The following is a 26213-nucleotide window of genomic DNA, read 5'->3' on the forward strand; positions in this document are numbered from 1 at the left end:
ATCCCAACACATCAGTCCTGCATTCAGCCTTAGCAATTCTCAGTGCTACCGCAACCTGTAGAAGCTTATGAGCCTGAATCGAAACATCCACGGCCAGGCTCTCACTCCCGGCGGCTTCAAGCATCGAGGCCAAATCAAGCAGCTTGCCCACCTCGATCTCAAGGGTGCTAGCGGATTCCGCTATCTGATATTTAAGTGAGTGCGCCATGCCGTCAGCCCTCGTTCCAGATCGGTCGGACTCTCGTATATCAGGTGCTCCGCCGTGCCTCTAATGGTTCTCCGAAGAACAGTTAACGGCGTTAACCCTTACGCCTGGCGGTAGCGCTACAACCCGCCACCACCGCGCCAGATGAGGCTGTCAATGACGCGACATCAAACCAGATGAGCATTCCAAACCAGCAGCACGCGCGCCTGAATGAAGGTCTCATCGGCCCTGATCGTCTGCGGCGGGTGCCTCGTATTGTCAGAAATCATGTTTATCTGATCGTCGCCAATCCATTGGAGACGTTTGATGTACAGGTGCCCCTCCCAAGAGAACATGTAGATCCCATCGCCGGCGAACTCGCGGACGCTGACATCGACCAGAAGTGGGTCGCGGTGCTTAATCGTGGGCGCCATGGACTGGCCCCAGCCTGTCACCATCTTCAGATGAAAGTGTTCTTTAAATTCAACGCCCATTTCTCGTAGGTGCTGGGGACTGACGCGCACATCCTGAAACATCTCAGGATAGTCGTGTGGGATCTGCCCGCCACCCATTGCCGCGCGGACGTCGTAATGCGCGATCCACACCTCGTCACCCATCGCGCCGGGGCGGTAGTAGTCGATCTCGATAACGCCACCGCCGTCATCGGCTTCGGCAGCTGCAAGTAACCGCCTACGAGCATCATCAGACAATCCTTTCCCTTGCTTGGAAAGCATTTGACGAACCATGTCTGCGGCAGACGCGCCCTCTGATGAGGCGTTGATTGGGTCGGCAGCACTTGTAAGCCCGCTGATTTCAGCCGCCAGTCTCTTGCTGAATTTCTCAATAGGCACGTCAAGTAAGCGAGACAGCACGGCCGCAAACTTTACATTCAGCGGATTGGTGCCGTTCAGGTACATCGCGACAGCTGCAGCAGAGATATCAGCCGCTTCTGCAAGACTTGCTTGAGTGAGGCCGAGGGCGTTTTTTTTCGATACGAAAAGCGCCTTCGCGGCGTCGCACTCGGCCTTCAGCTCCGGGGAAAGTTCTTTCTTTTTACTCATCCGTGAAATTTAACCGTTGGTTAATTTATTTGCGGCAACCGGCGGTGTTGCTAGAAACCTAACCGGCGGTTAATATTGATCTCGAGAACACCATTCGAGATTTCCAGAATGAAGCAGATCCCACTTACAGAACTGGTTGCTACGAAAGGGCAGGCCTTTGCGGCCAAGGCTCTTCTGGTCAGCCCTGCTGCGATCAGCAAGGCCATCGCGGCCCAGCGAAATATTTCCGTCACCTGCAATCAGGACGGGACTTATGAAGCACACGAGCTCAAGTCCTTCCCGGCGCAGGCGACCCCAAAAAAATCAGCCGCCTAACCCAGCCCTGTCACACCGACCCCGGAAGTGAACCAATGGCCTACAAAAACAAGACGCATCGCAACACCCACCAGCTGAAGTCGCGCCTCGCTGATCACTGCGCACAAGAGGCGCGGACAGGAAACGTGGTTTCAATTTTCCCCGAAAGGTAACAGTCCGGCCCCTTATTAGGGGCCAGCGCAGCAACGATTGGGCCAAGCGGGGCCGGCACCTCATTAGGGGCCAAGAAGAACAGAAGGTCATGGATTCGTCCCTGATCAGTTGATGAATGAATGATCGCGGAAGTAGTGGCTCGGTGCCACGCGAGAAGAAGAGGGGATTTCGCAATGGAAGAATTTGAAAGAACGCTGCACCGGGAAGTGAAGGCTGATGGCGGTACTGCGCTGGCTAAGCGGATGGGTGTGAACGAAACCACGCTGCTGGATTGCGCGAACCCAAACCGGGCGAATCACAAGATGAACATCCAGATGCTCGGGATGGTTCTGACTCACTTGCCACTGGACGGGCGCCTGAGCGTATTGAGCGCACTCACCAATCAGTTCGAATGTGACGTTGTGCTGCGCAAGCGCCCAGAGCCGAAACCTCTCATGGCCGCCTTGTGCCATCTGACCGCCGAATGCGGCGACGTGGGCCGACTGATCTTCGACGCCGCCACTGACAACCACATCAGCCAGCACGAAAAAGCCCAGGGCGATAAGGCCATCCAGGAAGCCATCGACGCGCTGCACGTTCTGCGCGAATCGCTGAAGGCTGCCTGAATTTCAGACACAAAAAAGCCGACGGAGAAGGTCGGCTGATTCGCAAAACTAGAGAGTGCCGATTATGCAGAGCCAACCCAATTCAAGCAATACCCTGAACCATGTCGCGACACGTTTTATTAATTCCGAAAACGTGTCGCGCACCAATTCAGTTATCCCTTTCGACTTCGACGGCGGCGCCATCCGCGTCATCACTGACCAACTTGGCGATCCGTGGTTCGTCGCTCGTGACGTTGCTGACGCTCTGGGTTACGCCAAACCAGAAAACGCTGTATCCCGCCACTGCAAGGCCGCGACCACTACCCCGAAACAGGGTGGTGGTTTCATGACCATCATTCCTGAGCGCGACGTGTATCGGTTGGTGATGCGCTCAAAACTTGCAGGTGCCGAGCGCTTCGAGGAATGGGTTGTAGGTGAGGTCCTTCCGAACGTGCGCAAGACAGGTAAGTTCGAAGTGGCCGGCCCGAGCAGTTCGAAGGTCGTAGGCGAACTGGCAATCATGGAATGCTTCACGCGTCTTCTGAATCCGACCGCGCAGGACATTTACCTCGACAACACACCGCTGCAAGACCCTCAGGGCAACATGAACTTCCCTAACGTGAAGTTCGAGTATCGCAACGGTTCTGTTGAGCAGGACTATATCCAAGGTATCCCTTCGGTTGAGAACGAAACCACCCTAGGCATCGAGCTGCGCAGCGGCACGCCATGGGTGCGGGCGATCAGCAACACTGAACTGTCTGCGGTGCGCCTGCGGTTCGCGTGGCCATCCCTGCAATCGGTCGATGCCAGCGGCAACGTGAATGGCTATCGGATTGAGTACAAGGTTGAACTGGCCACCGATGGCGGCGCCTATCAGCAGGTTCTGAGCGAAGCCGTAGACGGTAAGACGACCAGCACCTATGAGCGCACTCGTCGCGTTGATTTGCCTGTGGCGACCAGTGGATGGCTGATCCGCATCACCCGTATTACGCCGAACCAGAACAACAACAAAATCACCGATACCATGCAAATTGCCGGTTTCACTGAGGTGATCGACGCCAAGCTGCGTTACCCGAATACCGCACTGCTCTACATCGAATTCTCGGCCGAGCAGTTCCGCAGTATTCCCGCGGTGACTGTCGATACCAGACTGAAAATTATGCCGGTGCCGAGCAATTATGATCCGGAAACTCGGAGCTATACCGGGATCTGGGACGGCACCTTCAAGCAGTCTTGGACCGACAACCCTGCGTGGATGACCCATGACATCACCGTCAGCGATCGATTCGGTCTTGGCCGGCGGATTAAGCCATGGCAGGTCGATAAGTGGGAGCTGTACCGGATCGCTCAGTATTGCGATCAACTGGTACCCGACGGAAAGGGTGGCCAGGAGCCGCGCTTCATTTGCAGCCTGAACCTGCAAGCAAAGGCCGACGCCTGGTCGCTGCTGCGCGATATTTCGGCGATCTACCGGGGCATGACCTACTGGGCCCAGGGCCAAGTCTTCACGCTGTCCGATATGCCGCGCGCCACCGACTTCGACTTCGCCTACACACGGGCGAACGTCATCGACGGCAAGTTCACTTACTCCAGCGCATCCGAACGCACTCGCTACAGTCGCGCCCTGATCAGTTACGACAACCCGGCGAACAACTACGACACTGACGTCACTGCGGTGACCGATGCCAAACTTCAGCGGCGTTACGGCGACAATCCGCTGGAGATCAGCGCGATCGGCTGCACCCGCGAGTCTGAAGCGCAGCGCCGTGGCAAGTGGGCGCTATTGACCAACTCCAAGGATCGCGGGATCAGCTTCAAGGTTGGCCTGGACGGGCGTATTCCTTTACCGGGCTACGTCATCCCTGTTGCGGATGAGCTGCTCGCTGGGCGCGCAATCGGTGGGCGAATCTCGGCGGCAGCCGGCCGGGTCATAACGCTGGACCGTGACACCCAAGCCAAGGCAGGCGACAGGCTAATCTTGAACCTGCCTAACGGTAACTGCGAAGGTCGCACCGTGCAGTCCGTTGCCGGCCGCGCAGTAACAGTCACCACTGCTTATTCGGTCGCGCCCGAGGCGGAACTTGTCTGGGCGCTCGATGCGGACGACCTGGCCGTGCCTTTGTACCGCGTGACGGCAGTGTCTCGGCCTGAACCTGGCGTGTTCGAAATTTCGGCCGTCCAGTACGACCCGAGCAAGTTCGCGCACATCGATACCGGCGCACGCCTGGAAGAGCGGCCGATCAGCGTGATTCCGATCACCATCGTTCCGGCGCCGGCCAGCGTGACCGTCACATCAAACTCGGTGGTGTCCCAGGGCATCGCCGTGGCCACCATGACCATCACCTGGCCTGCGGTGAACGGCGCAGTCGGGTACGACGTTGAGTGGCGTAAGGACAGCGGCAATTGGATCAGGCTGCAGCGCACCGGGATGACCAGTGTCGACGTGGTGGGCATCTACGCCGGGGCCTACGTGGCCCGCGTTCGTGCAGTCAGTGCCTTCGACATCTCGTCGATCTGGCGCAACTCGATCCTGACCAACCTGAAGGGCAAAGAGGGTCTGCCGCCGGCGCTCAGCTATCTGACGGCGACACCGCTGCTGTTCGGCATCTACCTGAAGTGGGGCTTCCCGGCTGGCGCCGAAGATACCCAGCGGACTGAAGTCTGGTACGGGCCAACTACCAGCCTGCCGGCTGCCACCAAGCTGACGGACCTGTCCTACCCGCAAAGCGATTTCTCGATGCTCGGCCTGGCCGCAGGCGTGACCTTTTACTTCTGGGCGCGCCTGGTGGACCGGATAGGCAACATCGGCCCGTGGTACCCAATTGGTATCGGCGTGCAGGGCCAGTCGAGCTCTAACGCGTCCCCGATTCTGGCAATGATCGCCGGCAAGATCACCGAAACAGAGCTTGGCCAGGACCTTCTGGACGAGATCGAAAAGATTCCAGGGCTTCAAACGCAGATAGATGCGCTGGACGAAAGCTACGACCCCACCAAGACCTACGTGAAGAACGCGATCGTGCGCTCTGGCCAGTTGCTGTACCAGGCGAAAGGGGCAGTTCCGATCAACACGCCGCCGCCGAACGCCAGTTACTGGCTGGATGTGGGGCAGTCGGTTGAAACTGCAAATGGGTTAGCTCAGCAGGTGGCCACCAACACGACTGACATCATCGAGATTGACGGCGCGGTCACTGCCCAGGCGACAGCGTTCCAGGCCTTGCGGGCGTCATCCCGCGACGACAATGGTGAAGGGGATCTGGCGGATGCGCTGAAGGGCTGGACCAGCACCGCAGCGATCGCTTCGGAATCAAAGGTACGCACCTCTGAAAACGAAGCAATGGCGCAGCGGATCACTACCTTCGACGTCGCTATCGGCGAGAACGCGGCGAACATTACCGAGCTGGAACAGGTGGTCGCCACCAACGAGTCAGCAACTGCCACGAAGATCGATCAGCTGAATGTTTCGGTGGGACAAAACACCGCCGCGATTCAGCAGACGTCGGCGGCCTACGCCGACACTTCTGGAAAGCTGAACACTATGTGGTCGGTGAAGATGCAAGTCACGGCGGGCGGGCAGTACGTCGCCGCCGGGATCGGCTTGGGCATCGAGAACACCGGCGCCGGTCTGCAAAGCCAGTTCCTGGTGAGTGCCGATCGCTTCGCCATCGTCAACACCATCGCCGGCGGCGCCATCTCGGTTCCGTTTGCGGTGCAGGGTGGTCAGGTGTTCATGAACTCGGCGTTTATCGCGGATGGCACCATCACCAACGCCAAGATCGGCAGCTACATCAGCTCGACCAACTACATCGCCGGCCAGCAAGGCTGGATTCTCAACAAGGATGGAGCGCTTGAAATCAACGGCATCGTCCCCGGACAGGGGCGGCTGGTGATCAACTCGCTGAACGTCTCGGTCTACGACGCCAACAACGTGTTGCGTGTCCGGCTCGGTTATCTGGGGTGAACCATGGCTTCATTTGGCCTGCGTGTTTTTGATGAAAGCGGTGGCCTATCCATGGACACCAACAGCTTCACCTATCAAGTGATCTGGCAAGGGGTGATCGATTTCAGTGGAGTCGCGCCCGACTACACGCTGAACATTCCGGGCTTCAACCCAGCTAACTGCGTGTTCATGATTATTCCGACAAGGGCACAGGATGTGCAGTCATCCGAAACCGACGGGAGCGGGAACCAAAAATCCTATCCGTTCGTCACGACGGCGGTGGGCCAGGTGGTTGTCAGGCGTAAAAACCCATCATCAAGTGCTTCCACTATCGGCTCAACGGTTGCCGCCAAGGGCTACGCGATAAGGTACTCGACATGAGTTTTGGTTTTCAGAGCATCAACGACAATGCATTTGTTCAGATTGACGCCGAGGCCCCCAGACTTTGCATGCTCACCAAGGGGGCGTATTCGGGGACTACCAATGCGTCGGGGGTGTTTGCCAGAGCAATCACAAGCCAGGACCCGCCGCTAGTGTTCATTCGTCCGGATCAGGGGGCGATTCAGGTGCCGATATCGGTATGGTTCACCGGTGGGCCGGGAAACTGGACCGGGTTCACCATGAAGGCATCCAGCGTCAACGCAACGTTAAGCGGCCAGTATTTCGCCGCCGCCTGGACGTCCATGGGCACCGCAGCCTATGGGCTGCGGTTGTGGGATCAGAACTCGGCGCTTGTTTACGACAGTGGTGCTCCGGCGGTCGTTGTGACCTTCGCAGCAGGCAACTGGACGTACCTCGGAGACGAGCAGCTGACCGTGGGCCACCGGTATATCTGGGGAATTAACAAGATGCTCGGCTCAGGCGAGTATGTCTCACTGAACCCTTTCGCCATGAACTGCCACAACAATGCGTCGGGTGGCGGTTGCGCGCTGGGCGTCGATTACGCCAATGGCCGCATCATGATGTACAGCCTCGCAACAACTGCCTGGACTGACCAAGGTCACCGTCCATTCCTCTGTGCCAAATTACTGGCCTGACTCCTTCCGCTCCGCACCTATTCATTCTGGAGATACTCAATGCCCTGGTACAAATCAGGAACGGTCTCTGTCGCCCAAAATTCCAATGCTGTGATCGGTACGGGTACCGCATTCATTGCCAACAGCCGGGTCGGCGATGCCTTTCGTGGCCCGGACGGCGGTTGGTACGAGGTGACGAACATCGCCAGCGATACCGCGTTGTCGATCTCGCCGAACTATCAGGGCGTGACCAATGCAGCAGGCGTCTACGCACTGGCGCCCATGCAGGGTTATGTCAAGGATTCGGCGGACGCATTGCGGGCGCTAGTCAATACCTACGGTGTGAAGTTGGCGGCCTTGGGCACTACTGGCAACTATGAAATTTTGCCAGTGGAGAAGGGGGGCACTGGTCGAGCCGGGCCTGCTCTCGGTACTGCCGCTGCGGCAACCGTTACGACAAGTACAACAGACACCACGTTGGGCCACTTACTTAAGGTTGGAGATCTTGGTTTAGGTCTTCGCATTGACATTTCCGGTACAGACTTGAACGCCCTGCTCACCCCCGGGCAGTACTGGCATAACGCGTCGCCTGGCGTAACGAATTGCCCTGTCGGCGCAGCAGCCGGCTATGTAGACGTCAGTATCGGGCCGCTTGCGGGCAGCACTCGGTACGAGCAGAACTGGCGCCAGCTAGGCCCCAATGTGCTTTACCGCAGAACGTGGAACGGCGTCGCCTGGCTTGCGTGGGATGTCGTAGCCATGGGCGGGGCTAACTCCAGCATCACCAGCATGACAGGCTTAACGACGCCGCTCAGTGTTGCGCAAGGCGGGACTGGTAAAACAAGCATGGGCGCTGCGTCTGTCGGCGTAGTGAGCCAGTCGGGCGGTGTGCCCACCGGCGCCGTTGTCGAGACAGGGAGCAATACCAATGGAAAATACACTAAGTTTGCATCGGGACTGCTCATCTGTGAAGGCGCAGTAGCAGACTTTCTTATGGCTGCTAATAGTATAACTGCGTGCCCAACAGTCACCTTCCCATCGGCTTTCATTGATACAAGTTATGTAGTTATCACGGATGGGACACCAGCAGGTAGTTATGATACTTATGGTTATATTTCACCCAACGCAAAAGCAGCCACTTTTTTTAATAAAATGTATAGAAATGGGGCTACTGCTCAATGGATTGTGCTCGGACGATATGTCGCTATAGGGCGGTGGTTCTAATGCTTATTAAACTTTCACCTGTGCGTTGTGACAATGTGCTTTCCGTTACGAAAACCGGGGATGTTCTGACAATTAATGGAGAAGCATTTGACTTCTCTTTGATGTCGAACGGCGACACCTTGCCGCGCGAAGCCATTGCCTCCGAGTGGTTCGCGGACGACGTGTCGAAAGTGGAAGGAGAGCTTACATTGACACTCATGCTGCCACTGCCGGCGCACTACAGCCCTGAGCAGGCTTACCCAGTCGACCTGGCTGATGTTCCAAATGGTCTAGTCCAATTTCCGCAACCGCTCCCAGAAGTATCAGTCGACCAAAATAGTGAGGAGCAAGAATGAACATCGATTGGTCACAACTCATCACGAAGGCCATGAAGGATGCCGCCGCCCAAGCCGTGCAACTGGGTGAGGTCCGAGCCGAGCTATCAGCCAAAAACGCCAAGGCGGTGGTGCAGATCGCTCGCATCCAAGACCGCGTCGACACCCTTGGTTACGGCATCGATGTCGGTGAGGCCACCGAGGAAGACGAGGCCGAGCAGGCCGCGCTGCTGGTCAGCCTGAAAGCCTGGAAGACCTACAAGTTCGCACTGGGCAAAGTCACCGTGCAGAATACCTGGTACGCAGCGCCTGTTTGGCCGCTGGAGCCCGTAGCACCCGTGATCGAAGCCAGCCCCGAGATTCGGGCCGCCAACCTGATATAGACCGCCAGCACCGAACAACGCACCCGCCATCGAGCGGGATTTTTTTGCCTGGAGAAAAGTATGACCGTCACTGAGAAGGATCGAGACGTGCCGGTCTCAAGGAGCAGACTGCAACAAGGCAGGCCTTTCCAGTCCGGATTGGGCGGGAGAGGTTGCAAGTAGCGCTCATTGGTTCGGCTGTCATGGCGTCTTTTTTAAAGCCATTCTTAGTGGCGGTTAGGGAGACACTCATGTATAAGACGCGCCAATAAAAAATATTATGGAAATCTGAGCAAAAACAATGGAGAGAAACTTTACACAGCATAGCCTCGCCTACAACCCGGCTTTAGACGGCCTGCGCGGCGTTGCTGTCTCACTTGTCTTTCTAACTCATTTGCATATTTTCTCAGGGGGTACATTCGGCGTCGACGTGTTCTTTGTCCTCAGTGGATACCTGATTACTGAAGTTCTTAGTAATTCTCGAGAGAATAAAAAGTTTCTATGGGTATTTTATTTTAAGCGTTTTATAAGGTTGTTTCCTCCGCTTGCCGTTTTGTGTGTCGTCGTAGCTGTTATATGCGGAATTTCGGGAGGCCACAGCAACATATACAAAGATACGTTGTCGTCAATTTTGTACTCGCAGTCGTGGACATCAGGATTTGATGACGGGTTCAGTCTTTATCTCGGGCATACTTGGTCTCTTTCCGTGGAAGAGCAGTTCTATCTTTTATGGCCGTTCGTGTGGATATTTGCTACGCGCACAGATGCAAAGACAGCACTCTTTATTTCCTTGCTATTGCTCGCCCTTGCCATCGCGTATCAAATTCACATGGATCAATTGCCACTAGCTTATGATCGTTTGTATTTTGCAGCCGATACCAGATTTCAAGCGATTTTGATTGGCGCTGTCGGGTCTGTCGCTTGCAGAGTACCTAGAGTTCGTAATTTTTTAGAGAGATTTATAGCATCGATTCCGCTTCTGCCAATGGCAGCCATCGGTTGGATTTGCAGTTCCTTGAAGTGGAATATATATAGTAGTTTTATGGTGTCAGTCTTCAGTCTTATGCTTATTCTGCGATTGACAATGAAGAGCGGATCCATAGATTCAAAATTGTTTAGTCTTCCTCCTCTCGTCAGGCTCGGCCAAATTTCGTATGGTTTTTACCTCTGGCACGTTCCGATATTAGTGCTACTCCGAAATTATTTTGGACTTGGCTTTTGGAGTGTTTTTATTATAGGGTTAGCGGTGTCTCTCCTAGCAAGTATCGCATCGTATGTATTAGTTGAGCAGCCCATGCTAAAACTTCGAACCATAGTCTCGCCCGAGATACAGTCTAAGGTCGGATTGTTGGCAGTGCCGGTATCCGTATTGTCGATTAGTGTTGGGCTTGTGTATTTCCAATTTTCAGATATCGATAATTTTTTTCTGGGCACGAGACTCGAAGTGGCAGCGTATGGCCCTACAGTCTACCAAGTTGGTGACAAGGGACCGCTGCAGCCGAATGGGTCTCTTGTAATGTGGGTGAGCCTAAACAGTCGGCCGGACATGAGGTCGAGATCGACGGTATCCGGGCTAGAATCCATCACTACAGCCTCGAAAGACGGGATCAATATTGTTATTCCTAAGTCGGTTTTGGTAACCCCTGGAAAACACACGATCCAGGTCTTCACGTCGGATCAAAGGCCCCAGCTACCGCCTATGGAGCTTGATGTCGTAGCTGCGACGAAATAAATCATGTGGGCATCGGGCACAATCTCGGATGTTCATATTGAATGTGACCATGAAGTATAGTGTAGGCAGCATAAAACAGCAGGCTTCTAAAAAACTCCAAACAAATTTCTCTCTTGAGTGAAATTATCTATCGCCACCCGACTGGGCCTTTCTATAAACCTGATGAGATTTTCCGACTTCGAATATGCCGGCAAGCGCAAACAGATATTCTGAGAATGATTCCTTGCCGAAATAGAAAAGGTAGCGCCTTGGAGTGGATTGCTGGCGCTTAACACCCATTTCGCGCAATCAGGCATCGGCTTGGTTGCATGAAGTGCGCTGCCGTGATTTGCGATCTCAAACCGCGCAGCAACTGCCGCAGATCCTCCCGAACGCCCGCCAAGCAGCGGGCTTTTTTTTGCCTGGAGAAAAGTTATGACCGTATCTGAAAAGGACCGCGACATCCTCGCGCGCACGCTGTGGGGAGAGGCTCGCGGGGAAAGCCTCGCAGGTCAGATCGCGGTTGCCTGGACCATCCGCAACCGCGTGAACGACGGCAAAGCCAAGTCGTGGTGGGGCGAGGGCTACGCCGGCGTCTGCCAGCAGCCTTACCAGTTCAGTTGCTGGAACAAGAACGACCCGAACTTCGCTTACCTGAGTGGCGCGAAGCCCATCCCGTTTCGCGAGTTCGCGCAGGCGCAGATCGCTGCTGATCAGGTGATTGACAGCAAAGTGCTGGATCCTACCAGCGGCGCCACACACTATTACGCGACCACCATGCCGAAGCCTCCGGTTTGGGCGAAGGGTGCCAAGCAAACGCTGAAGCTCGGACACCACGTGTTTTTTAAGGATGTGCCATGAGCCCGTGAGGTCGTGCAATAGTGCGGACTTACTCCAATAGGCAAATGATGGCAAACTCCAACTTGGCCGGGGAGGGCCTTCAATTGAAGATTTTGTTTTTGTCCGCGATTGTGTTGGTTCTGGCAGGTTGCGCAAACCACCCAGGGGAGTGTGCGCTTGGCACGCCTCGTGCGGATTGCCTGCCTGGAACAAATGGCTACGTTGAGCGACAGCGGCGGATCAATGCAGCGGCTCAAGAGCGATCTAGCAAGGAATCGTCTGATGATCAGAAGTGCCGATCATACGGTGCAGTAGCTGGCACCGACGCATATGTGAACTGCCGAGCTCAACTCGAAAGATAGTGAGTCATATGGGTTTGATCAGTTCTGGACCTTGGTTCCGTACATTGCCCACAGCCCGATCAACCTTGAACCACTCGAACGCCTCAGTCGGCTCTCCCTGGAGTAGCACCATTTGCTCGGCGCGCTCCTTGGGCGTGGCCGGGTCCAGCCATTCGCGAGCGAGCTCCGGTGACAGTGCCACTGGGCGTCGGTCATGGATGTCCACCATCCCACCTGCGCTGTCAGCGGTGATGATGACGAAGCCGTCATGCTCGCCCGGCTCATGTTCGCCGATTGGGTACTGACCGATCGCAGCACAGAGGATAGGCGTCCGGTCGCGGTGGCGAATTAGGTAGGGCTGCTTCTTCGGTCCGCCTTCATAAACCCACTCAAACCAGTTGTCGATTGCAATAATTGCCCGGTGTGGCCAGATGGCTTTGAAGAATGGGCCATGGGCGACTTTCTCAACCCTGGCGTTGATCGGAGCTGCACGGTCTTTGGCCCAGTGCGGACGCCATCCCCAAAGAACCATGTCAGCGCGCAGGTATTCACCATCACGGTGAAATAGGGCGAGCTGAGTGGTCGGCGCGGCGTTATAGCGCTCGAAAGGCTGGTCTCCGGCATAGTTGAGCAGGGCGTTGGGAATGCTGAGCGCCGCGACGAAGTCGTGAATACCTCGGTACTGTGAAAGGCGTCCGCACATGGTTGAACCCTCCGGCTGTACATTCAGGGTAGACCGGTGGCCGCTGGCTTCGTTACAAACCCTCTGCCAGCGCGTGTCGGGCAATCTTCACGCCGATCAAAACGATCAAGGCAAGCGGGGCAGGTGCGGAACCTGGCCAGATCGAGACGCGGCCGCACTCTTTCGAAAGCACGTAGATCACAGCCCTCTTTGGCAACTTGGGCGGCATCCACCAATGCGCGGTAGAGGTCCGGATCCTCGATCGGCTCGTGGGTCATCCCCTCGAGTGTGCGCCCAGTTTCGACAAGGTCGTATTGCTGCCCATCCGGCAGGGTCAAGGTAAGCCTGGTAATTCTCGCCACAGCCCCGGACGGGTTGAACACAAGGTTCGCTCCAGTGGCATCGCGGTAAATCTTCCCGTCGTAGGAGGATCGCGCACCGTCGGCCAGCGTGGTCGCGGCATAGAAAATTGACTGTCCAATCTTGCCGAACAGCTCGGTGCTTCCGTGCTGCATGACGTCGTAGGCAGAGGCGCTGCAGTAGCGGCCCGACGCGGTCTGCAACTCCTCCACGGCGTGCCAGTAGGCAGAGTTCGCCATCTCGTTCAGGTCGAACCGCTGGAGCTCATCGATCAACCCCTCGGTGACAAGGGAAGAGCTCATTTCGTGAAGGGTCTGTCGGTGGGCCTCGTGGTTCTGCATTCGAAAGTCGTGGTCGTCGAGGGTCGAGCGCCACTGCTGAAGTCTCAGCGCCTTAGCCTGGTCGAAATTCATTGGAACGAGTTCGCTGTACAAGTACTGGTTGTATGTACAGTAATTCATGTTTGCGCGCGGTGCGAAAGAAAGCGACGAACTGTTAATGAGGGTTGGGGCTCAGGATAGCCAATACATTGTCCCTGTCACGATGGCGATCCATAGAACGCTCAACACTAAAAGGAGGCTGATAAAACCGTTCTCACTCATGGTGATGGCCTGCGAATCATTGTTCTGGATCGGTGATTTTATAAACGGGTTGGCCAGGTTGAAGCAGGGTAGCCACCGAAATAATCAGGTCGTCCAGTGACCACGGCTTATGCAAGTAAATAGTAGAGAACGGCATCTGAGCAGGATCAATCAGATATCCGGAAGTGAGAATGGAGGCGATCGCGAGCCATCGGCTCTGGACCAGACTAATAAACTCGTCTCCCTGGATCTGCCCCGGCAGGCTCTGATCCACGATCACCAGTGAGCATTGACCATGGTTTTCCAGAAAGTGAGTCAATGCGTCGTCCGCAGTCACGAATGCAGGAGTCTTCGCGCCGAGTTCGCCCAAGATGTCCGACATCAACGAGCGAAGGGTAGGGTCATCCTCAATGACGATTACCGTCCCTTCGATGGGCAACATTCCTCCCCAATTTACGTTCAATCGCCTGTCCTTAATCGTCAGAATTCTCGCCGTATGGAAATGACAGCTTAGGCGGATTTCGGTTCAGAGGAGGGAGAAAAGGCTGTCGCGAAGGGCGGCTATCAAGCTGACTATTAAGTCAGGATAGTCAGCTAAACTTCTCCCATTACGAGGATCCCACCATGCACAAATACACTCTCGAATACCTGTTCAACGGCGAGCCCCGTACATACATGTTCGAATTCAAGCAGTCTCAGCTGCCCGTACATGAGGCGGCGATGCATCTGCTACAGCTGCATTTTGGGGATGGAGAGAACAGCCTGATCATGCCCACTGCGGACGCGACGCCGCAGGAGATTTTAGAACAGGCTGAGCTGGTAGGGCTGACGAAGATTAGGGTCGTCGATCAACCCAGTTGATGCCAGGTGCAGCGACCGATTGAATCCACAGCCGATAGCAGTCACTCCGGCGTCATCAGGACTGCGAGCGTAAGCTTGATGAACTCCTCGTTCTTATCGATGGTGTCCAAGGCACCGCGCACATTGTCTGCGACGTCAGTTGAGCCGCGCGCCTGCCAGTTGGAAAGCTCCGGGATGGCGGCCTCAAGGGCGAGCTGGTTTTCGCTGATCTTGAAGAGCAGGGAAGGGAGCAGATCTGAATTTGGCAAGGGCGATTCCTCCGTGGAAGAGGAAAGCGTAGCAGTCAGAAAACGAGTAAGAGGGATTGGTGTTCGGTCGGCAGGACGCCGCAGGAGGGTGAAACGCTGTCTAAAACTACCTCGGCTTTGCTCGGTTTCATTGGCCCGAAACGCGCTTATGTCGGGTTAGGGTTTTAGACAATCGTCAATGCATACCTTTGAGATACAAGACCTGTAGGCCATTCCAGATGGTACTGCTGCATCATTGGCGCATTTCGAGAGGTCGAGATTCGCTCATCAATGAGGTTTTCGTCGACGAGAGCTTTGCTTCATTCCGATCAGCTATCAGGTTCTCAAGCGCGCGCCGCTCGCGAGCGCGGAAGGTTTTTACGGCAGGAATACCGAAAACGAGGGTTAGAGGCCAGAGCATCAGGGCATTGATGATAAAAATCGAGCACGTCAATCTATCAAGCTGACTCAGGCCAAGCACTTTCAATACGTAGTTGAAGACAATATTTTGAGCAATTGGCCTTTTAGTGGATTCAATCCAATTTAAGCACGCCTGCTTGAGCTGGATGCATAAGCCTATAGATAGCAGGAAAGCCCAGATGCCTAATAAAACAAGGCCAACTGACAAAACGTTTCTGATGATATCCATGTCAGACAAAATCCATGATGGGTTGGAAAAACCGAGCATAGAGTCAGATTGTGATAATTGGAATCATTGGAAAAAAATATAATGGTCTTTTGATTTTGACGGTGGTCACTCCTGCGTCATGAGCACCGCGAGCGTCAGCTTGATGAACTCTTCGTTCTTGTCGATGGTGTCCAGGGCGCCGCGGACGTTGTCGGCGGCGTCAGCCGAACCGCGGGCCTCGACCCAATTCGAAAGCTCCATGATGGCGGCTTCGAGGGCGAGTTGGTTTTCGTTGATCTTGTACAGCAGGGAAGGGAGCAGGTCTGAGTTTGGCATCGCGAATCCTCGGTTTTGAGGGCAGCGTAGCATTGCGTTACATGAAGGATGTTTAACGATCGGCAGGACGCCGGAGGAGGGAGAAAACTGGAAAGTTTTGTAACGGTTACCAAATAGTTTTGTAACGCATGCCAAAAACAAGGGGTGCCGCTCAAACCCCAGAAACGACAAAGCCCTGAAAAATCAGGGCTTTGTCGGTACAAATATGGCGGAGGCGATGGGATTCGAACTCATGGACCTGTTACAGTCGACGGTTTTCAAGACCGTTGCCTTAAACCACTCGGCCACACCTCCGTTGCGTTGCGGGCGCCATAATACCTGAATGAAACACACTGTCAAACTCTCTGCATAGCTTGTTACAGAGCGTCTGTTATGATCTTTGCGACTGAACGTTTCAAACCAACAGGAGTGTCGCCATGCGCGAACAGGATTACGCAGTTAATAACAGCGTGCAGGCTGAGCAGCTAGAGGTTAGCCGCGTCCTGCGCAACACTTACGGCTTACTCGCTCTCACCCTCGCATTCAGCGGCGTGATGGCGTTTGTCGCTCAGCAGATGCGTGTCGGCTACCCGAACGTTTTCGTGGTGCTGATCGGTTTCTACGGCCTTTTCTTCCTCACCAACAAACTCCGTGATTCGGCCTGGGGCCTGGTGTCGGCATTTGCCCTGACCGGTTTCATGGGTTTCCTGCTCGGCCCGATCCTCAACCGTTACCTGGGTATGCAGGGCGGCGCCGAGGTGGTCAGTTCGGCCTTCGCGATGACTGCGCTGGTGTTCGGCGGTCTGTCGGCTTATGTGCTGATTACTCGCAAGGACATGAGCTTCCTGGGTGGTTTTATCACCGCAGGCTTCTTCGTGCTGCTGGGTGCGACGCTGGCGAGCCTGTTCTTCCAGATCAGCGGTCTGCAACTGGCGATCAGCGCAGGTTTCGTGCTGTTCTCCTCGGTCTGCATTCTGTTCCAGACCAGCGCCATCATTCACGGCGGCGAACGCAACTACATCATGGCGACCATTAGCCTGTATGTATCGATCTACAACCTGTTCATCAGCTTGTTGCAGCTGTTCGGCATCATGAGCCGCGATGACTAATCGTCAGCCTTGAGGAAAAAACCCGCTTCGGCGGGTTTTTTCTTGCCTGCGATTTGAGTAAAGGGTCACGCCATCGGTGGCAAACGGCGCTTGACCGGGGTTTTCTTGACGATTGCGGTGTTGGTTTCGGCATGGGTATTCAGGCGGTCGAGCAGGGTGTCCAGTTGTTCCATCGAACGCACATGCAGGCGGGCGATGAAACAGTCGTCGCCGGTGACTTTGTCGCACTCCGTGAACTCCGGGATGGCCTGAATCTGCCGCTCCACTTCCTGCAACTGGCCCGGCAGTGGGCGAATGCGCACGATGGCCTGGAGTTGATAACCGAAGCTCTTGGGATCAATCTCGACGGTATAGCCCTTGAGCACGCCGCGTTCCTCAAGGCGCCGCAAGCGTTCGGCAACGCTGGGCGAGGACAGGCCGCTGATCTGCGCCAAGGCCTTGAGCGAGCGCCGTGAGTCTTCCATCAACGCCGTGATCAGTACTTGGTCGATATCGTCAGTCATGGCGAAACCTCAATTAGGCAATTATTCAAAACCACCTTGATAAAAAAGGCAGATTTCGAGTTTAGCCTGCTTTTTGCGCTGGAGAAGCCCCTCGGCGGATTGGCATACTTTGGGCTCAAACACAGGAGTCTGATGATGGACAAAACAATACGTCACGGGTCATTTGAAATGACCGCCGCCATGCTGATTTCCGGGACCATCGGCTGGTTCGTGCTGGTGTCCGGGCAACCGGTGCTGGACGTAGTGTTCTGGCGTTGCGTGTTCGGCGCCGGCACGTTGTTGCTGATTTGCGCGGCATTCGGCTTCCTGCGCCCCGGCATTCTGACCCGCACCACGTTCTTGCTGGCCGTGCTCAGCGGCATGGCGATTGTCGGCAACTGGGTACTGTTGTTTGCTTCTTACTCCCGCGCCTCGATTGCCATCGGCACCGCGGTATACAACGTTCAGCCGTTCATGCTGGTGGGGTTGGCCGCGTTGTTCCTCAACGAGAAAATCACCCTGCAGAAACTGTTCTGGCTGGGCATTTCGTTTCTCGGGATGCTGGCAATTGTCAGCGCACATGGCGGGCAGGGCGAGAGCGGCAATGATTACCTGTTGGGCATCGCTCTGGCGCTGGGGGCGGCATTTCTTTACGCGATTGCCGCCTTGATCATCAAACGCCTGACCGGCACACCGCCGCATCTGATCGCGCTGATTCAGGTCACCACCGGCGTGCTGTTACTCGCGCCATTCGCGCACTTTTCGGCGCTGCCGCAAGCGCCGAGCGCGTGGGCCAGTCTGGTAACGCTGGGCATTGTCCACACCGGCGTGATGTATGTGCTGCTCTACGGCGCGATTCAAAAACTGCCGACGACACTGACCGGTGCGTTGTCCTTCATCTACCCGATTGCGGCGATTTTCGTCGACTGGTTTGCTTTCGGCCATCGCCTGGAGCCGCTGCAATGGATCGGTGTTGCCGCGATTCTGTTGGCCGCTGCCGGCATGCAACAGGGCTGGAGCCTGAAGTTTCGTCGGACGGTGACGACGCAGTAAGCCGTAAAAAACGTCAGATGTTCCAGCGCGGTGCCGTCTTGGCCAAGCGCTGGCGCATCTCGCCGATGTTGGCGGCTAATTGCCGGACCAATAACCGATAGCCGTCCAGCGGATTGTAAACCGGCGCGGTCAGGCTTGAATCCGATGGCAATTCGACGGGGCGACTAAGCCGCTGGGATGCCCCGGATTTCAGCGCTCGGGCCATACCGATCAGTTGCACCCGAATCAGCCGATGCTCGGCTTTCAAGGACGATTGCAGATGGGCCATGGCATCGGGGTCACTGGCGTCAGGTCGGGTGTTTCCGAGGATTTCCAGGGTGCTGACGCACATCCGCAAGTGGCGCTGAATGGCATCGAGTTCGGTCATGGAGATCCGCACTTCCTTGGACACCGACGGCATCAACGAGCGCAGTTGCACCATCACCGTGTTCAGGCGGCCCACGAGTTTATGGTGTTCGTCATCGGTGACCGATTGGCCATTGATAATTCGCCCGTAGATCGTCGCGCAGTCGCGCAAGGCATCGGCCAGGTTATAGCGCCACGAATAAACCGCGTAGAGCGGCAAGGCGAAGGAAAATGCCAGGGCCAGGGCGATACCGATCAGGATGTCCACCCCACGCCACAACCCGTCAGTGATCGGATTGTCGCCATGCCCCGCGACGATAAACACGGTAATCGCCGACAGCAGCGCGGTGTAACCGCCCTTGCCGATGGCGTGGTACGAGAAAAACCCGCAGACCACGGCCATCGCGAAATAGGTCAGCCACGGCATCCCGAGCCACGCTTGTTGCGCCACCAGCAGCAAGCCGACGCCGGCACCGATCAAGGTGCCGATGGCGCGCTCGGCGGCTTTTTTGCCGATGTTGCCGTGGTGCTGCAAACCGCCGATCACCACCAGCATCGTCACCGACGCCCACTCACCGTGGGGCAGATGGATGCCGGTGGTCAGCAGGATCGTTGCCAGCAACCCCAGCGATACACGCACCGCGTGGATCACCCTGGCGTGGCGATAGCGCCGGTACGGGTCCAGCAATGGACGCAGCAGTCGGCGCATAAGCGGTGGCAGTCGGCTGTCTCTGAATGTACTCAGGCTCGGTCTCCTCAGAAGATGTAATCGGTGGTCAGGAAACTCGAACTGCGTCCGCTGATGATCTCGCTGATGAGTTCTTTGTTGGTTTCCTGGAACTTGGTCGCCACCAGTGTCCGTATCGAAAACACCCGCAACGCATCATGCACCGACAGCGTGCCTTCGGCGGAGTTCTTGCGGCCGTTGAACGGGAAGGTGTCCGGGCCGCGCTGGCATTGAGCGTTAAGGTTGATCCGGCCGACTTGGTTGGCGAAGGTGTCCACCAGCCGGCCGACTGCCACCGGGTTGGTGCCGAAGATGCTCAACTGCTGGCCGAAGTCCGATTCCAGGACGTAATCAATCACCGTGTCCAGATGCCGGTAAGGCACGATCGGCACGACCGGGCCGAACTGTTCTTCCTGGTAGACGCGCATCTGCGGCGTCACCGGGTACAGCACGGCGGGGTAGAAGAACGAAGCGCGGGCTTCACCGCCGTTGGGGTTGACCACGGTGGCGCCTTTGCTCACGGCATCCGCCACCAGTGAGTGCAAGTAATCGACCTTGCTCGCTTCCGGCAACGGCGTCAGCGCCACGCCGCTGTCCCACGGCATGCCGGGTTTGAGGTTGGCGAGTCTGGCGTTGAATTTCTCGATGAAAGCGTCGACCACGTCTTCATGGACGAAGAGGATTTTCAACGCGGTGCAGCGCTGACCATTGAACGACAGCGAGCCGGTGAGTGCTTCGCTGACCGCGTTGTCCAGATCCACCTCGGGCAGCACGATGCCGGGGTTTTTCGCGTCCAGGCCCAACGCTGCACGCAAGCGGTGCGGTTTTGGATGGAGTTTTTTCAGGTCGCTGGCGGCCTTGTTGGTGCCGATAAACGCAAAGATATCGATCTTGCCGCTGGCCATCAGCGCGCTGACGGTCTCGCGGCCGCTGCCGTAGATCACGTTGATCACCCCGGCCGGGAAGCTGTCGCGGAACGCTTCCAGCAACGGACGAATCAGCAGCACACCCAGCTTGGCCGGTTTGAACACCACGGTGTTGCCCATGATCAGCGCCGGGATCAGCGTGGTGAAGGTTTCGTTCAACGGGTAGTTGTAAGGTCCCATGCACAACGCCACACCCAGCGGTACGCGGCGGATCTGGCCTAGGGTGTCCTGTTCCAGTTCGAAGCGGCTGGAGCGGCGGTCGAGTTCCTTGAGCGCGTTGATGGTGTCGACGATGTAATCGCAGGTGCGGTCGAATTCTTTCTCCGAGTCCTTGAGGTTCTTGCCGATTTCCCACATCAGCAACTTGACCACGGCTTCGCGCTGTTCACGCATGCGTCCGAGGAAGGTTTCGACGTGCTGGATGCGTTCGGCTACGCGCATTGTCGGCCACAGACCCTGGCCCCGGTCATAGGCGCGGACGGCGGCGTCGAGGGCGGTCAATGCGGTGTCGGCGTCGAGCAGCGGCGTGCTGCCAAGGATCACCTGTTCATCGCCATTTTCACCCGTCAGGTACACCGGGCTGCGGACTTGGGCGAGGGGCCCGGACCAGGTTTTCAGCTCGCCGTCGACCAGGTATTCACGCTGCTCGGTCTGGCCGTCGAGGCGGTATTTTTCCGGGATGTCGGTGGCGTCGGGAAACAGGTTGCCAAGGATGTGTGCTGTGGTCATGTCGCTACCCCGTCTGGATTGGGTGATGCGGATAAGGTCTGTTATCGCTACGCACTGCTATCAGGTCAAGGCCTGATGACAACGCGGTTGTCGAAAGTGGCGGCGAGAGGCTGCCTATTACAGGCGGCGCGCTCGATCAGCATAGCTGAATCGTTTTATCAGATGGCAACACGGCTTGTCATGACCTACAGCACACTGGCTGTCTTGATCGGTTAAACTTCGCGCTCTTTCTGAAGGAGTTCATATGAGTTACTACCAGCCGGGCATTCTCGCCACCCCAGTTCCGCCTCAAGCCCGTCATATGTTCTTCGCACTCGAATCCGCCGCTGCCTTGCCGGCCGCGCTGGAAAATCTGAAGGGGCTGATCGACGGTAAGTCGGCAGTGGTCGGGTTCGGTGAATCCCTGGTCAAGGCCCTCATGGGGCAAATCGAAGGCCTGCGCACCTTTCCAGCGTTGACCGGTGTCGGCGTCGACAACCCGTCGACCCAGCACGCGCTCTGGTGCTGGTTGCACGGTGTCGACCGTGGCGAATTGCTCAACCGCAGCAACGCCATCGAAGCGGCGCTGGCCCCGGCCCTGCGCCTGGTGCAGATGAACGAAACCTTCCGCCACCTCACCGGCCACGACCTGACCGGTTACGAAGACGGCACCGAAAACCCTCACGACGAAGCCGCCGTTGCCGCTGCGCTGGTGAGTGACGGCGCTGACGGAATGGTCGGCGGCAGCTTCGCCGCGATCCAACAGTGGCAGCACGACCTGAAGGGCTTTCACGGGATGCCGTCCCATGAGAAGGACAACATCATGGGCCGTCGTTTGAGTGACAACGGAGAGATCGACGACGCGCCGATCTCCGCTCACGTCAAACGCACCGCCCAGGAAAGCTTCGCCCCCGAGGCGTTCGTGGTGCGCCGTTCCATGCCCTGGATCGAAGGCGATCGCGCCGGTCTGATGTTCCTGGCCTTCGGTTTTTCCCTCGACGCTTTCGAAGCCCAATTGCGCCGCATGAGCGGTCTGGAAGACGGTATCACCGACGGTTTGTACCGCATCAGCCGGCCGATCACCGGCGGCTACTACTGGTGCCCGCCGCTCAAGAACGGTCATCTGGACCTGCGCGCTCTGCGCATCGGCTAAACATCAGGGAGTGAGTATGAACGTGGTGCGCTGGGGCATGATCGGTTGTGGCAGCGTCGCTGAACGCAAGAGCGGGCCGGCCTTCTACAAGGCGCCCGGCTCGGCGCTGGTGGCGGTGATGGGCCGGCGTCTGGACGCGGTGACGGATTACGCCGCGCGCCACGGCATCGCTCGGGCCTACACCGACGTCGACGCGTTGATCAATGATCCCGAGGTCGACGCGGTGTACATCGCCACGCCGCCTGACAGCCATCACGCTTACGCCTTGAGGGTGGCCGCCGCTGGCAAACATTGCTGCGTCGAAAAACCGATGTCGCTGAATGCCGGGCAAAGCCGTGAGATGCAAAAGGTCTTTGCCGAGGCCGGGCTGCACCTGTTTGTTTCCTACTACCGACGCTCGCTGCCGCGCTTCCAGCAGGTGCGGCACTGGCTGGAGGAAGGGCGGATCGGCGAGGTCCGGCACCTGACCTGGACCCTGACCAAAGCGCCATCTCCGACTGATGTTGGCGGTACAGATAACTGGCGCACCGACCCGGCCATTGCTGGCGGCGGTTATTTCGCCGACCTGGCCAGCCATGGCTTCGACCTGTTCCAGTACCTGCTCGGTGACATCGTCGAAGTCGCCGGGTTTACCGCGCACCAGGCCGGTTTGTATGCCGCCGAGGATGCCGTCAGCGCCAGTTGGCGGTTTGCTTCGGGCGCCCTGGGTATGGGGTGCTGGAATTTCGTCGCGGACCGCCGCGAAGATCGGGTCGAGCTGATCGGCAGCAAAGGCCGGATCAGCTTTTCCGTATTCGATGAGCATCCGGTTCAGCTTGAAGCCGATGAAACCCTCAGCCTGCACATCGACAATCACCACCACATTCAATGGCATCACGTACTGGGCATGAACGCACATATTCGGGGTGAGGCGCAGCATCCGGCGGTGGCCGAGCAGGCATTGAAAACCGATTGGGTGATGGACCAGATCCTCAAGCGCGGCTGAAAAAGAGCAGAAGATCGCAGCCTTCGGCAGCTCCTACATGGCATCGCGTACACCTGTAGGAGCTGCCGAAGGCTGCGATCTTTTGATCTTCTAACCTTATTCTCAAACAGTATTTCTCAAGCCTGTCATTAGAACTTTAAGATCACGTCATAACTCGTTATAACAAGTGATCTTCCATGACCGATAACGTTCTCTCCCTCAGTAGCGTTCCGCTGCACACCCAACTGCGGGATGTGCTGCGCGCTCGCATCCTTGACGGTGAATACCCGCAAGACAGCCAGATGCCTTCCGAAAGCGAACTCGGCGCGCTGTTCAAAGTCAGCCGCATCACCGTGCGCCAGGCCTTGGGGGATCTGCAGAAAGAAGGGCTGATCTTCAAGATCCACGGCAAAGGCACCTTCGTCGCCAAGCCGAAAACCTTCCAGAACGTCAGCACCCTGCAAGGCCTCGCCGAGTCCATGATCGGTCGCGGCTACGAGGTGATCAACCGCCTGCGCAGCTTCAAATTCATTCCCGCCGACAAACTCGTTGCCGAGCGCTTGCACGTCGCCGAAGGCGAGACGGTGGCGCAGATCAAGCGCGTGCGGCTGATCAACCGTGAGCCGATTTCGCTGGAAATCACCTACCTGCCCAAGGCCATCGGCGAGCGCCTGGAGAAGGCCGATCTGGTCACCCGCGACATTTTCCTGATCCTGGAAAACGACTGCGGCCTGGCCCTCGGTCACGCGGATCTGGCCATCGACGCGGTGCTGGCCGACAGCGACCTGACCCAGGCGCTGAACGTCGAGCCCGGCTCGCCGATCATGCGCATCGAGCGCCTGACCCACGATGCCAGCGGCCAACCCGTGGACTTCGAACACCTTTACTACCGCGGCGATGCCTTCCAGTACCGCCTGCGGATCGACCGGCAAAAAGGGGCGCAGGCATGACTCACGGCTCAATGACTAGAAAGACGCTCGAACAGGAATACGACATCGTCGTGATCGGCGGTGGTACCGCGGGACCGATGGCGGCGATCAAGGCCAAGGAACGCAATCGCGATTTGCGCGTGCTGCTGATCGACAAGGCCAACGTCAAACGCAGCGGCGCGATCAGCATGGGCATGGACGGCCTGAACAACGCGATCATTCCCGGTCACTCGACGCCCGAGCAGTACACCAAGGAAATCACCATCGCTAACGACGGCATCGTCAATCAGGCGGCGGTGTATGCCTACGCGACCCACAGCTTTGAAACCATTGAGCAGCTGGACCGCTGGGGCGTGAAGTTCGAGAAGGACGAGACCGGCGACTACGCGGTGAAAAAGGTCCACCACATGGGCGCCTACGTGCTGCCAATGCCGGAAGGGCATGACATCAAAAAAGTCCTGTATCGCCAGTTGAAACGGGCGCGGGTGAGCATCACCAATCGGCTGGTCTGCACACGATTGCTGACGGACGAAGAGGGTGCGGTCAACGGTGTGATGGGCTTCGATTGCCGCACCGCCGACTTCCACGTGATCAAGGCCAAAGCCGTGATCCTCTGCTGCGGCGCCGCCGGGCGTCTCGGCTTGCCGTCCTCGGGTTACCTGATGGGCACTTACGAAAACCCGACCAACGCCGGCGACGGTTACGCCATGGCTTATCACGCCGGGGCTGAACTGGCGAACCTGGAATGCTTCCAGATCAACCCGCTGATCAAGGATTACAACGGCCCGGCCTGCGCCTACGTCACCGGTCCGTTAGGCGGCTACACCGCGAACAACAAGGGCGAACGCTTCATCGAGTGCGATTACTGGAGCGGCCAGATGATGTGGGAGTTCCACCAGGAACTCGAAAGCGGCAACGGCCCGGTGTTCCTCAAACTCGATCACCTGGCCGAGGAAACCATACAGAACATCGAAGAGATCCTGCACAGCAACGAACGCCCGAGTCGCGGTCAGTTTCACGCCAATCGCGGCACTGACTACCGTACGCAAATGGTCGAAATGCACATCTCCGAGATCGGTTTTTGCAGCGGTCACTCGGCCTCCGGAGTGTGGGTCAACGAGAAGGCCGAGACCTCGGTCAAAGGTTTGTATTCGGCCGGTGACATGGCTGCGGTGCCGCACAACTACATGCTTGGCGCGTTCACCTACGGCTGGTTTGCCGGCACCAACGCGGCGGATTTTGTCGCCGGACGTGAGTTTTCGACGGTCGATGCCCAGCAGATCGAAACGGAAAAGGCCCGGGTCTACGCACCGCTGGACCGCGAACACGGCCTGCCGCCGGCTCAGGTCGAATACAAGCTGCGGCGCTTCGTCAACGACTACCTGCAACCGCCGAAAGTGACCAAGAAGATGCAAATCGGCCTGCAACGCTTCAGCGATATCCAGCGCGATCTCGATCAGATCAAGGCCCACAACGCCCACGAACTGATGCGCGCCATGGAAGTCAGCATGATCCGCGACTGCGCCGAAATGGCCGCCCGCGCTTCGCTGTTCCGCGCCGAAAGTCGCTGGGGGCTTTACCACTATCGGGTCGACCACCCGCAACGCAACGACAGCGACTGGTTCTGCCATTGCCACCTGAAGAAGGATGAAAACGGCGTGATGAGCAGTTTCAAGAAAGCTGTCGAGCCTTACATCATCCCGCTGGACGCCGATGAAATGCAGGCCTACGACCGGCTGCGGGTCGGTGCCTTTGCAGCCTGAGCATCACAAAAAAGAGAGACCGCGAAATGGCCTATCAACCCCAGGAAATCTTCTTCCGCTCCAACGCGCCCGTCACGGTCGATGAGGACCTTTGCATTGCCCACAAAGGCTGCACCGTGTGCGTCGATGTGTGCCCGATGGACCTGTTGGCGATCAACCCGGCCACGCAAAAGGCCTACATGGCGTTCGACGAATGCTGGTACTGCATGCCGTGTGAAAAGGACTGCCCGACCGGGGCGGTGAAAGTCGAAATCCCCTACCTGTTGCGCTGAAACCCAGTTCCAATGTGGGAGCGGGCTTGCTCGCGAAGAGGCCAGCCCAAACAACCACAAAGCCATCCGGCAACCACCGGACGCCT

General features: G+C 57.1%; 28 protein-coding genes and 1 tRNA gene. 18 read left to right on the plus strand and 11 right to left on the minus strand.

Annotated elements, in window-relative coordinates; all coding sequences use genetic code 11:
* Positions 1-372: 372 nt before the first annotated feature.
* Positions 373-1245, minus strand: coding sequence for a S24 family peptidase (locus tag ACYZTZ_RS10015; protein WP_461998053.1), 873 nt, complete (start codon positions 1243-1245; stop codon positions 373-375).
* 108 nt (positions 1246-1353) lie between these two features.
* On the opposite strand from ACYZTZ_RS10015, the gene ACYZTZ_RS10020 reads away from it, so the two are divergent.
* From ACYZTZ_RS10020 to ACYZTZ_RS10065, 10 genes are all read left to right on the plus strand, one after another.
* Entirely contained in the window at positions 1354-1560 is a 207-nt protein-coding gene (locus ACYZTZ_RS10020; protein WP_461998054.1) for a Cro/CI family transcriptional regulator, read from the plus strand.
* Positions 1561-1886: 326 nt separating this feature from the next.
* A complete protein-coding gene (locus tag ACYZTZ_RS10025) occupies positions 1887-2318 on the plus strand; it encodes a phage regulatory CII family protein (protein ID WP_461998055.1) in 432 nt (143 codons plus the stop codon).
* Positions 2319-2382: 64 nt separating this feature from the next.
* The gene (locus tag ACYZTZ_RS10030) at positions 2383-6255 is read left to right on the plus strand and encodes a phage tail tip fiber protein (protein WP_461998056.1); all 3873 of its coding nucleotides are present in this window, start codon (positions 2383-2385) and stop codon (positions 6253-6255) included.
* 3 nt (positions 6256-6258) lie between these two features.
* Positions 6259-6615, plus strand: a complete 357-nt coding sequence (locus ACYZTZ_RS10035) for a hypothetical protein (RefSeq protein ID WP_461998057.1) — start codon at positions 6259-6261, stop codon at positions 6613-6615.
* A complete protein-coding gene (locus ACYZTZ_RS10040) occupies positions 6612-7271 on the plus strand; it encodes a hypothetical protein (RefSeq protein WP_461998058.1) in 660 nt (219 codons plus the stop codon). Before ACYZTZ_RS10035 ends, ACYZTZ_RS10040 begins: the two co-directional genes overlap by 4 nt.
* A gap of 39 nt (positions 7272-7310) precedes the next feature.
* Entirely contained in the window at positions 7311-8474 is a 1164-nt protein-coding gene (locus ACYZTZ_RS10045) for a pyocin knob domain-containing protein (protein ID WP_461998059.1), read from the plus strand.
* Positions 8474-8809 (plus strand): hypothetical protein, encoded by a 336-nt coding sequence (locus tag ACYZTZ_RS10050; protein ID WP_461998060.1) that lies wholly within the window; start codon positions 8474-8476, stop codon positions 8807-8809. The genes ACYZTZ_RS10045 and ACYZTZ_RS10050 overlap by 1 nt, the downstream gene beginning before the upstream one ends.
* Positions 8806-9171, plus strand: a complete 366-nt coding sequence (locus tag ACYZTZ_RS10055) for a phage tail protein (protein ID WP_461998061.1) — start codon at positions 8806-8808, stop codon at positions 9169-9171. The genes ACYZTZ_RS10050 and ACYZTZ_RS10055 overlap by 4 nt, the downstream gene beginning before the upstream one ends.
* 280 nt (positions 9172-9451) lie before the next feature.
* Complete coding sequence (locus ACYZTZ_RS10060) at positions 9452-10882, plus strand: acyltransferase family protein (RefSeq protein WP_461998062.1); 1431 nt, start codon at positions 9452-9454, stop codon at positions 10880-10882.
* A 414-nt stretch (positions 10883-11296) separates the two neighbouring features.
* Entirely contained in the window at positions 11297-11722 is a 426-nt protein-coding gene (locus ACYZTZ_RS10065; RefSeq protein WP_461998063.1) for a cell wall hydrolase, read from the plus strand.
* 345 nt (positions 11723-12067) lie between these two features.
* Here the strand turns inward: ACYZTZ_RS10065 and ACYZTZ_RS10070 are convergent, their stop codons facing one another.
* From ACYZTZ_RS10070 to ACYZTZ_RS10080, 3 genes are all read right to left on the minus strand, one after another.
* Positions 12068-12745, minus strand: a complete 678-nt coding sequence (locus ACYZTZ_RS10070; RefSeq protein WP_461998064.1) for an SOS response-associated peptidase family protein — start codon at positions 12743-12745, stop codon at positions 12068-12070.
* Positions 12746-12768: 23 nt separating this feature from the next.
* Entirely contained in the window at positions 12769-13497 is a 729-nt protein-coding gene (locus ACYZTZ_RS10075; RefSeq protein ID WP_461998065.1) for a hypothetical protein, read from the minus strand.
* A 205-nt stretch (positions 13498-13702) separates the two neighbouring features.
* Positions 13703-14128, minus strand: coding sequence for a response regulator (locus ACYZTZ_RS10080; protein ID WP_461998066.1), 426 nt, complete (start codon positions 14126-14128; stop codon positions 13703-13705).
* A 161-nt stretch (positions 14129-14289) separates the two neighbouring features.
* On the opposite strand from ACYZTZ_RS10080, the gene ACYZTZ_RS10085 reads away from it, so the two are divergent.
* Positions 14290-14526, plus strand: coding sequence for a hypothetical protein (locus ACYZTZ_RS10085; RefSeq protein ID WP_461998067.1), 237 nt, complete (start codon positions 14290-14292; stop codon positions 14524-14526).
* Positions 14527-14567: 41 nt separating this feature from the next.
* On the opposite strand, the gene ACYZTZ_RS10090 is transcribed toward ACYZTZ_RS10085, so the two are convergent.
* From ACYZTZ_RS10090 to ACYZTZ_RS10105, 4 genes are all read right to left on the minus strand, one after another.
* Positions 14568-14774 carry a hypothetical protein gene (locus ACYZTZ_RS10090; RefSeq protein ID WP_461998068.1) on the minus strand — a complete coding sequence of 69 codons (207 nt, stop codon included), beginning with the start codon at positions 14772-14774 and terminating at the stop codon, positions 14568-14570.
* A 232-nt stretch (positions 14775-15006) separates the two neighbouring features.
* Entirely contained in the window at positions 15007-15402 is a 396-nt protein-coding gene (locus ACYZTZ_RS10095; RefSeq protein ID WP_461998069.1) for a hypothetical protein, read from the minus strand.
* Between the two features lie 105 nt (positions 15403-15507).
* Positions 15508-15717 carry a hypothetical protein gene (locus ACYZTZ_RS10100; RefSeq protein WP_461998070.1) on the minus strand — a complete coding sequence of 70 codons (210 nt, stop codon included), beginning with the start codon at positions 15715-15717 and terminating at the stop codon, positions 15508-15510.
* Between the two features lie 206 nt (positions 15718-15923).
* Positions 15924-16011: transfer RNA gene (locus ACYZTZ_RS10105), tRNA-Ser, on the minus strand.
* A 122-nt stretch (positions 16012-16133) separates the two neighbouring features.
* Here ACYZTZ_RS10105 and ACYZTZ_RS10110 point away from each other — a divergent pair.
* Positions 16134-16805 carry a Bax inhibitor-1/YccA family protein gene (locus tag ACYZTZ_RS10110; protein ID WP_008155030.1) on the plus strand — a complete coding sequence of 224 codons (672 nt, stop codon included), beginning with the start codon at positions 16134-16136 and terminating at the stop codon, positions 16803-16805.
* Between the two features lie 65 nt (positions 16806-16870).
* Here the strand turns inward: ACYZTZ_RS10110 and ACYZTZ_RS10115 are convergent, their stop codons facing one another.
* Complete coding sequence (locus ACYZTZ_RS10115) at positions 16871-17308, minus strand: Lrp/AsnC family transcriptional regulator (protein ID WP_056740694.1); 438 nt, start codon at positions 17306-17308, stop codon at positions 16871-16873.
* A gap of 135 nt (positions 17309-17443) precedes the next feature.
* Here ACYZTZ_RS10115 and ACYZTZ_RS10120 point away from each other — a divergent pair, with 135 nt between their 5' ends.
* On the plus strand, positions 17444-18340 hold the full coding sequence (locus ACYZTZ_RS10120; protein WP_461998071.1) for a DMT family transporter: 897 nt from the start codon (positions 17444-17446) through the stop codon (positions 18338-18340).
* Positions 18341-18353: 13 nt separating this feature from the next.
* Here ACYZTZ_RS10120 and ACYZTZ_RS10125 read toward each other — a convergent pair whose 3' ends face one another.
* Complete coding sequence (locus ACYZTZ_RS10125; RefSeq protein ID WP_461998072.1) at positions 18354-19394, minus strand: FUSC family protein; 1041 nt, start codon at positions 19392-19394, stop codon at positions 18354-18356.
* A 47-nt stretch (positions 19395-19441) separates the two neighbouring features.
* Positions 19442-21067, minus strand: coding sequence for an NADP-dependent glyceraldehyde-3-phosphate dehydrogenase (locus ACYZTZ_RS10130; protein WP_461998073.1), 1626 nt, complete (start codon positions 21065-21067; stop codon positions 19442-19444).
* A 244-nt stretch (positions 21068-21311) separates the two neighbouring features.
* On the opposite strand from ACYZTZ_RS10130, the gene ACYZTZ_RS10135 reads away from it, so the two are divergent.
* The 5 genes from ACYZTZ_RS10135 (at position 21312) to ACYZTZ_RS10155 (ending at position 26127) form a co-directional block, all read left to right on the plus strand.
* The gene (locus ACYZTZ_RS10135; RefSeq protein WP_461998074.1) at positions 21312-22199 is read left to right on the plus strand and encodes a Dyp-type peroxidase; all 888 of its coding nucleotides are present in this window, start codon (positions 21312-21314) and stop codon (positions 22197-22199) included.
* 16 nt (positions 22200-22215) lie between these two features.
* Positions 22216-23184: a Gfo/Idh/MocA family protein gene (locus ACYZTZ_RS10140; protein ID WP_461998075.1), complete on the plus strand. Its 969-nt coding sequence runs from the start codon at positions 22216-22218 to the stop codon at positions 23182-23184.
* A 176-nt stretch (positions 23185-23360) separates the two neighbouring features.
* Positions 23361-24113: a GntR family transcriptional regulator gene (locus tag ACYZTZ_RS10145; protein WP_461998076.1), complete on the plus strand. Its 753-nt coding sequence runs from the start codon at positions 23361-23363 to the stop codon at positions 24111-24113.
* Between the two features lie 11 nt (positions 24114-24124).
* A complete protein-coding gene (locus tag ACYZTZ_RS10150; protein ID WP_461998077.1) occupies positions 24125-25855 on the plus strand; it encodes a fumarate reductase/succinate dehydrogenase flavoprotein subunit in 1731 nt (576 codons plus the stop codon).
* Positions 25856-25881: 26 nt separating this feature from the next.
* Positions 25882-26127, plus strand: a complete 246-nt coding sequence (locus tag ACYZTZ_RS10155) for a 4Fe-4S dicluster domain-containing protein (protein ID WP_007946457.1) — start codon at positions 25882-25884, stop codon at positions 26125-26127.
* The last annotated feature ends 86 nt before the right edge of the window (positions 26128-26213 follow it).

Source organism: Pseudomonas sp. LB3P58, from assembly GCF_054897895.1.

Excerpts from the sequence above, each read along its gene's own strand:
- ACYZTZ_RS10015 (WP_461998053.1), bottom strand. The coding sequence starts at position 1,245 with ATGAGTAAAAAGAAAGAACTTTCCCCGGAGCTGAAGGCCGAGTGCGAC.
- ACYZTZ_RS10020 (WP_461998054.1), top strand. The coding sequence starts at position 1,354 with ATGAAGCAGATCCCACTTACAGAACTGGTTGCTACGAAAGGGCAGGCC.
- ACYZTZ_RS10025 (WP_461998055.1), top strand. The coding sequence starts at position 1,887 with ATGGAAGAATTTGAAAGAACGCTGCACCGGGAAGTGAAGGCTGATGGC.
- ACYZTZ_RS10030 (WP_461998056.1), top strand. The coding sequence starts at position 2,383 with ATGCAGAGCCAACCCAATTCAAGCAATACCCTGAACCATGTCGCGACA.
- ACYZTZ_RS10035 (WP_461998057.1), top strand. The coding sequence starts at position 6,259 with ATGGCTTCATTTGGCCTGCGTGTTTTTGATGAAAGCGGTGGCCTATCC.
- ACYZTZ_RS10040 (WP_461998058.1), top strand. The coding sequence starts at position 6,612 with ATGAGTTTTGGTTTTCAGAGCATCAACGACAATGCATTTGTTCAGATT.
- ACYZTZ_RS10045 (WP_461998059.1), top strand. The coding sequence starts at position 7,311 with ATGCCCTGGTACAAATCAGGAACGGTCTCTGTCGCCCAAAATTCCAAT.
- ACYZTZ_RS10050 (WP_461998060.1), top strand. The coding sequence starts at position 8,474 with ATGCTTATTAAACTTTCACCTGTGCGTTGTGACAATGTGCTTTCCGTT.
- ACYZTZ_RS10055 (WP_461998061.1), top strand. The coding sequence starts at position 8,806 with ATGAACATCGATTGGTCACAACTCATCACGAAGGCCATGAAGGATGCC.
- ACYZTZ_RS10060 (WP_461998062.1), top strand. The coding sequence starts at position 9,452 with ATGGAGAGAAACTTTACACAGCATAGCCTCGCCTACAACCCGGCTTTA.
- ACYZTZ_RS10065 (WP_461998063.1), top strand. The coding sequence starts at position 11,297 with ATGACCGTATCTGAAAAGGACCGCGACATCCTCGCGCGCACGCTGTGG.
- ACYZTZ_RS10070 (WP_461998064.1), bottom strand. The coding sequence starts at position 12,745 with ATGTGCGGACGCCTTTCACAGTACCGAGGTATTCACGACTTCGTCGCG.
- ACYZTZ_RS10075 (WP_461998065.1), bottom strand. The coding sequence starts at position 13,497 with ATGAATTTCGACCAGGCTAAGGCGCTGAGACTTCAGCAGTGGCGCTCG.
- ACYZTZ_RS10085 (WP_461998067.1), top strand. The coding sequence starts at position 14,290 with ATGCACAAATACACTCTCGAATACCTGTTCAACGGCGAGCCCCGTACA.
- ACYZTZ_RS10095 (WP_461998069.1), bottom strand. The coding sequence starts at position 15,402 with ATGGATATCATCAGAAACGTTTTGTCAGTTGGCCTTGTTTTATTAGGC.
- ACYZTZ_RS10100 (WP_461998070.1), bottom strand. The coding sequence starts at position 15,717 with ATGCCAAACTCAGACCTGCTCCCTTCCCTGCTGTACAAGATCAACGAA.
- ACYZTZ_RS10110 (WP_008155030.1), top strand. The coding sequence starts at position 16,134 with ATGCGCGAACAGGATTACGCAGTTAATAACAGCGTGCAGGCTGAGCAG.
- ACYZTZ_RS10115 (WP_056740694.1), bottom strand. The coding sequence starts at position 17,308 with ATGACTGACGATATCGACCAAGTACTGATCACGGCGTTGATGGAAGAC.
- ACYZTZ_RS10120 (WP_461998071.1), top strand. The coding sequence starts at position 17,444 with ATGGACAAAACAATACGTCACGGGTCATTTGAAATGACCGCCGCCATG.
- ACYZTZ_RS10125 (WP_461998072.1), bottom strand. The coding sequence starts at position 19,394 with ATGCGCCGACTGCTGCGTCCATTGCTGGACCCGTACCGGCGCTATCGC.
- ACYZTZ_RS10130 (WP_461998073.1), bottom strand. The coding sequence starts at position 21,067 with ATGACCACAGCACACATCCTTGGCAACCTGTTTCCCGACGCCACCGAC.
- ACYZTZ_RS10135 (WP_461998074.1), top strand. The coding sequence starts at position 21,312 with ATGAGTTACTACCAGCCGGGCATTCTCGCCACCCCAGTTCCGCCTCAA.
- ACYZTZ_RS10140 (WP_461998075.1), top strand. The coding sequence starts at position 22,216 with ATGAACGTGGTGCGCTGGGGCATGATCGGTTGTGGCAGCGTCGCTGAA.
- ACYZTZ_RS10145 (WP_461998076.1), top strand. The coding sequence starts at position 23,361 with ATGACCGATAACGTTCTCTCCCTCAGTAGCGTTCCGCTGCACACCCAA.
- ACYZTZ_RS10150 (WP_461998077.1), top strand. The coding sequence starts at position 24,125 with ATGACTAGAAAGACGCTCGAACAGGAATACGACATCGTCGTGATCGGC.
- ACYZTZ_RS10155 (WP_007946457.1), top strand. The coding sequence starts at position 25,882 with ATGGCCTATCAACCCCAGGAAATCTTCTTCCGCTCCAACGCGCCCGTC.